Below are 456 nucleotides of genomic sequence, written 5' to 3'. Positions count from 1 at the left end.
GCCAGACGCTGATCGCGCACCCGCCGTTCCACCTTCCCCTTGCATTGGGGCTGGCGCGGCGGGCAGGCGTCGATGTGGAACGTCATGGTCGCCGCATAGCGGCGATAGGTGGGATTGATCACCCCCCAGGCGCCGGCCCCGCGGGCGATGGCGGTCTTCTCGTTGTCGATGCGCACGGTCGCCGGCACGCCGCCCAGGCGGGTAAAGCAGGCCGAATGGCAGCCCAGCCAGGCCAGCATGTCCTTGGTCGGCGACCAGACGATCGCCTACTTGCGGCTAAACGACAGCACCATGTGCAGGGCCAGAAGATCGGTCGGGACGCCGGCCAGGATCACGCCCGGAAAGTGCGCCCAGTCCACCTGCGCCTGGGCCCCGGAAGGGGTCTCAACCCGCCGGCGGGCGCGGATGGCCGGAGCCGGATAGGCGTGGTGCCAAAACCGCTGAACGGATCTCAGG

At 69.3% G+C, this 456-nt stretch carries 1 protein-coding gene and 1 pseudogene; both read right to left on the bottom strand.

What is annotated here, in order from left to right; translation table 11 throughout:
- Nucleotides 1-239, bottom strand: a pseudogene (locus C7G61_RS43425) (DDE-type integrase/transposase/recombinase); the annotation flags it as partial.
- Nucleotides 240-266: 27 nt separating this feature from the next.
- The coding region (locus C7G61_RS45780; RefSeq protein WP_476727217.1) for a hypothetical protein at nt 267-456 on the bottom strand (190 nt) is incomplete at its 5' end.

The sequence above is a fragment of the Bradyrhizobium algeriense genome (genome assembly GCF_003062295.1).
Taxonomy (GTDB): domain Bacteria; phylum Pseudomonadota; class Alphaproteobacteria; order Rhizobiales; family Xanthobacteraceae; genus Bradyrhizobium; species Bradyrhizobium algeriense.
Note: the sequence above shows the minus strand (reverse complement) of the source record. Positions and strands in the feature narration are given on the sequence as shown.